The organism is uncultured Campylobacter sp., from assembly GCF_937997405.1.
Taxonomy (GTDB): Bacteria; Campylobacterota; Campylobacteria; order Campylobacterales; family Campylobacteraceae; genus Campylobacter_B.
Genome location: NZ_CALKTL010000110.1, coordinates 1 through 5,406, shown reverse-complemented (window position 1 = coordinate 5,406; position 5,406 = coordinate 1). Strand labels below are relative to the sequence as shown.

The following is a 5,406-nucleotide window of genomic DNA, read 5'->3' as shown; positions in this document are numbered from 1 at the left end:
CGCCAATCTTGGCGTAGAAGTTAGGGTCTTTAGAGATGTTTTTTTGCGCAGATATTAGGCACCAGCATTAGCGGCGTTACTAGCAGCAATAGTAGGCGCTCTAGTGGATTGCATTTTGTTACAAACCAGCCTTGTAGCGAGGAGCTGAAGGCAAACATACCCACGATCGCCGTGGCAAAAATCAGCACGATTTGCAGTGGATCGCTGATCCAAACGATGCTCTTTGAATCCATCGGATCGCCGATGCTTTGGATCAAAAGCAGCTTGTTGTTGAAGAAAAACGCAAACGGAAGTACGGCGGTGCGCAGATCATACACGAAACCCTGAAGTCCCACGGTTACGGGATTTGCCTTTGCGATACCCGCCGCAGCGTATGCTGCAATACCCACTGGCGGGGTATCGTCGGCTAAAATTCCGAAATAAAATACGAAAAGATGCACTGCGATCGCAGGGATCAAAAAGCCGTTTTTGCCCGCTAGTATCAAAATCACTGGCGCAATCAGGCTTGAAACGACGATATAATTCGCCGTTGTAGGAAGTCCCATGCCCAAAATCAGGCTCATTATCGCAGTCATCAGAAGTATCAGCACTATGCTATTTCCCGCGACCGCCTCCACGAGCTCTGAAAGAACCTGTCCCAGCCCGGTAAGCGAGATCGAGCCGATGATGATGCCCGCTAGCGCGGTAGCTACGGCGACCGTGACCATGTTTTTAGCAGCGCCCACCATAGCCCAAAAAATATCGACAAAACCGACAATAAAATCGGACTTGCCGACCTTTTCGCCAAATATCGTTTTCTTTGCAGGCTCTTGTACGATCATTATTAAAAATAGCACGCAAATCGAGTTAAACGCCGCAGAGATCGCGCTTTCTTTTAGAATCAATAGAGTAAAAAGAAGCACCAAAATCGGTATTATGTAATGAATGCCACTAAATATAATTTTTAGCTTTGAAACCTTGGCGTAATCGCGGCTGCCGTGAAGTCCCAACTTGCAGCTTTCAAGATGCACGATAAAAAATAACCCCGCGTAGCAGACAAAGGCGGGGATCACCGCCGCGATCATTACGTTGGTATAGCTCATACCTAAAAATTCCGCGATGATAAACGCCGCAGCGCCCATGATAGGCGGCATAAGCTGCCCGTTTACGCCTGCTGCGACCTCGATAGCGCCCGCTTTAGTGGCGGTGAGCCCCGCTTTTTTCATTAGCGGGATCGTAAAAGTGCCCACCGTCACGACGTTTGCAGTCGAGCTACCGCTTACCATTCCGGTTAATCCGCTGGCGATTACGCTAGCCTTGGCGGGTCCTCCGCGGAAGCGACCCAAAATCGCAAACGCTACGTTTATAAAATACTGCCCCGCTCCGGCTCGCTCCAAAAGCGCGCCGAATAGCACGAATAGATAGATGAAGCTGGTGCTGACCCCTACCGGCACACCGAATACGCCCTCTGTCGTTAAAAACATATGCCCTGCAAGCAGTTCAAAGCTTGCGCCGCGATGCGCGATGATATCGGGCATATAAGGACCGAAGTAGCAATACAGAAGAAAGGTAAAAGCGATAATGCCAAGCGCTGGTCCCATCATACGACGACCTGCTTCAAAAAGGATAAAAATACCTATAAAGGCTGCTACGATATCTCTGGTTAAATAATTTCCCGGGCGCTGCGCTAGCCCGTTAAATTCTATCGCAGGATACAAGATCGCGGCGACTCCGACGATTAATAAAATATAATCGTAAAACGGGATATAAAAATGCGCCTTAGAGCGCGGGCGAAATGGAAAAAGCGAAAAAATTATAAAAATCGCGAACGCCAAGTGGATTGAGCGCGCGATATTCGTATTTAGCGTAAAATACGCGATGTAAAGCTGAAAGACCGACCACGCGAAGCAGACCAGCGTCACGAGCCAGAAGAGCTTTTTAGAGGTAAATTCTCTACTCTTTACCTCTAAAACCTGCTCATCGTTTTGTGTAGATTTCTCCATCAACTAGCCTATTTCAGCAGCCCGGCTTCTTTATACACCGCCTCTGCCGCAGGATGAAGCGGCGCGCTAAGCCCCTCTAAAAGAGATTCTTTGCTTACCAAATTTAGCGCAGGGTGTAGCTTTTTATATTCGTCGAAATTATCAAGTATAGCCTTAACTACCGCTCTAACCGCCTCGTCGCTTTGGCTAGCGTCGGTTACGAGTACGGCCTTTACGCCGATAGTCTGCGTATCGTGATCTACGCCGTCATACATTTTAGCAGGGATCACGCCTTTGGCAAAATATGGATATTTTTCTAGAATTTTTTTGATATGCTCATCGTCGATGCCGACTAAGTCGATAGGAAGCGAAGTCGCCGCATCGGTGATATTTGCGGTCGGATGTCCTACGACGTAGAAGTATCCGTCGATCTTCTTATCTTTTAGCGCCATAGGGCATTCTTGCGCGGTTAAGACGCCGTGTTGGGCGAGCTTTTTAAGATCAAAGTCGTAGTTTTCAAAAACTATAGTGCTGGTTAGCTCGTTGCCGCTACCTGGGTTCCCGATATTGATCTTTTTGCCCGCAGCGTCGCCGTAAGCCTTAATGCCGCTCTCTTTAGAAACTACGAAAGCCAAAAGCTCCGGATAGATCGAAATTACGGAGCGTAAATTTTTATCCGCCGCGCCTTGAAATTTGCCCGTGCCGTTGTATTTATCATAGACGACGTCGCTTTGAACGAAGCCGAAATTTAGCTCTTTTTTAAGCACGTTATTGACGTTATACGTCGAGCCGCCCGTCGATTGCACGGAGCATTTCATATTTTTATCCATATTTACCAAGCGGCAAATCGCGCCGCCTACCGGATAATAGGTGCCGGTCATGCCGCCGGTGCCGATATTGATGAACTCCTTAGCGCCTGAAACGCTAGCTAGTAAGGCCAAACCGGCCAAAGCAACAGAAAATTTTTTCATCTTTGCTCCTTTTTGAGTTAAAAGTTTGAAAGTATTGCTAAATTTCTATAAAATTCTAATAAAAACAGATCGAATTTCGCGCAAATTTACGATTTTACACATCGTGGCGCAGGTGATTTAATATCAAAGTAGCTCGGCGATCTGCTCTCATATGCAGAATTTTATCGCGATAAAATTTTAAGCTTGAAATCCAAACGCCCGTGGATAAAATTTAACGCTATAAATTTAAAGCCTTAATAACTCACGCTGCTAAGATACAGCCCGTTTGGCGGAAAGGGGATTCTGCTAAGCGCTCGCGAGAAGCTGATCTTGCGCCCGCTCTGCACGGACTTTAGGGCGTTTGCGACCATCAGCCGCACCTGCGCTCGCAAAAATCCGTTGGCTTTAAAATTTATCAAGGTTAAATTTCTAAAAGAGTAGGCGCGCGCGACGTAGAGCTCGCGCACAGGGCTTTTTATGTCGCTGCCGCTTTTCATAAACTCGCTAAAATCGTGCTCGCCGACGAAATTTGCAAGCGCAGCATTGAGCGCGGCAAGATCCACGCGCGGATAAAACACGCAAAAATCGCTAAGAAAGGGGCTGGGGCGTCCATGGTTTAAAACGTAGCGATAACAGCGCGCCACGGCGTCGTAACGCGGATGAAAATCGCGCGGCACCGGGCTGATGTGTTGCACAAAAATATAGGGTGCGCAGTGGCGGTTTATGAGCTCTTTTAGACGCGGCAGCTCCCAGTGCACGGTGCATTCGACGCAGCTTACCTGGCGCAGCGCGTGCACCCCTTTATCTGTGCGCGAGCTGCTAATTAGCGGCGCAAAGATCCCCACGCGCCCCAAAGCCGCGCGCAGCACGTCCTCGACGCCGCGCCCGTGAGGCTGAGACTGCGAGCCGCTAAATTTCGAGCCGTCATAGGAATAGACGAGCTTGAGCTTTACGCGCTCGGAGTTTGCGCTCGCTGCGAAGGTGCACGCATCTGCGGGGATATTTTGTGGGGCGCTTATTTCGTCGATTTGCGCAAGTTCGCTCGCTGCGAAGTCGCTTGCGGGCGCGCTTTCAAGAATATTTTTGAGTTCGGACGCGCTTGCGAGGGTGTTTGCGGAAATACCCGCTTTGTAGGCGGCATCTGCTTTGCGGGCGTGTGCGAGACTTGTGCAAATCTTTTCTATGCTTGTCGCGCAAATATCCGAAGCGGCTGCGTCCGTAGAATTTTTGCAAACGGAATTTAAATCCGCCCCGCGCGCGGTCTTTTTGGTGCGAACGGCGCTAGGGCTTTGCTTAGCTCTTTCGTGATTCAAACTGCAATCGAGCGCAGTATAGGTAGCCGTATCGCTTGCCGAACTTACAAGAGCGGAATTTTTAAAATTTGAAATTTTATCGTTTAATATCAAAGCCTGCTCGCCGCTTTGCGCTTTATGCTTTAAATTTACGCCACTCAAAATTTTAGACGCGCTAGCCTTGCTCGCCGAAATTTTATCCGCCAAATTTCGAGCGGACGAGCTTTTGTTTAAGATTTTGCCGCCGCAGAGCTCGGAGCTTTTTTTAGTACCGCGGGGCAATTTTGATCCTGTAGTATAGTAGCGAGCCGATAAGCGTAACGCCGAATGTCACGGGAAGTGCGATGCTCGGGTATTTGGAGAGTAGCATAATCATCGCGAAGTAGCTAAAAAGCACGCCGAAAATCCCTGTGTAAACGAAGCCCTTTTCGTAGCGATAGGTCACGATGCCGAGGCTTAGCGCAAACAGAAAGCTCGCTAGCGGAAAGAGCGAGACGAGGGTGTAGATGCTAAATTCTTTCCTGCGCTTTTCGCTGCCGCCCATCTCGCTCCAGTATCCTATTACGCCGCCTCCGCCGCGGATATTGCGGTCGCTTTGCGTGCGCAGAGTTAGGCTTTCAAACTCGCTTACGTGCCACTGATCGCTGCCCATCGTGTAAATTTTGCCGTCGTGCAGCATCGCCGAAAAGCTCGCGTTTTCGTTTTTAAACTCGCCGCTGCGCGCTACGATCATCCGCTCGTGATCCTGCGAGTTACCCGGATTATACAGCACGAGATCCTTATACAGCGTGCTTGTGCCGTTGTTTTCCTGCGAATCGATAAAAACGAGCCAGTCTGAGAATTTCTGCCCGAATTCGTTGGATTTGATATTTAGCGTCGCGCTAATTTTTTTGTAATCAATGAAATTGTCCTTTAAATTTTCAGCTATCGGCATCATAAAAAGCGATACGAAAAGTAGCGCCAAGGAACACAGCGCGGCGCTTATGCCAAAAAACAGCGCGATCTTGCGCGTGGCGTAGCCGATCGTAAAGATGACGATGGTTTCGTTCTCTTTAGATAGCCTAAAAAGCGAGATGCTAAGCGCTACGAAAAACGCGATCGGCACCGTAAATATGAGGATGCGCGGCAGCATGAAAAGATAGAGCTTTACTAGCTCTGAAAAATTTATCTCGATAAACGACGTAATGCGCGCGATCTGAAGAA

4 protein-coding genes are annotated in these 5,406 nt (G+C 48.8%); all 4 read right to left on the bottom strand.

The window, feature by feature from the left end:
* Positions 1–29: 29 nt before the first annotated feature.
* Entirely contained in the window at positions 30–1,982 is a 1,953-nt protein-coding gene (locus Q0372_RS05890) for a TRAP transporter permease (RefSeq protein ID WP_298103728.1), read from the bottom strand.
* A gap of 8 nt (positions 1,983–1,990) precedes the next feature.
* On the bottom strand, positions 1,991–2,932 hold the full coding sequence (locus tag Q0372_RS05885; protein WP_005873238.1) for a TAXI family TRAP transporter solute-binding subunit: 942 nt from the start codon (positions 2,930–2,932) through the stop codon (positions 1,991–1,993).
* 233 nt (positions 2,933–3,165) lie between these two features.
* Complete coding sequence (truA, locus tag Q0372_RS10390; protein WP_366810505.1) at positions 3,166–3,912, bottom strand: tRNA pseudouridine(38-40) synthase TruA; 747 nt, start codon at positions 3,910–3,912, stop codon at positions 3,166–3,168.
* Between the two features lie 556 nt (positions 3,913–4,468).
* A partial coding sequence (locus Q0372_RS05875) for an LptF/LptG family permease (protein WP_298103724.1) occupies positions 4,469–5,406 on the bottom strand: 938 nt, incomplete at its 5' end.

Bases quoted from the DNA above. Each gene is read 5' to 3' on its own strand.
- Q0372_RS05890 (WP_298103728.1), bottom strand. From the start codon at position 1,982: ATGGAGAAATCTACACAAAACGATGAGCAGGTTTTAGAGGTAAAGAGT.
- Q0372_RS05885 (WP_005873238.1), bottom strand. From the start codon at position 2,932: ATGAAAAAATTTTCTGTTGCTTTGGCCGGTTTGGCCTTACTAGCTAGC.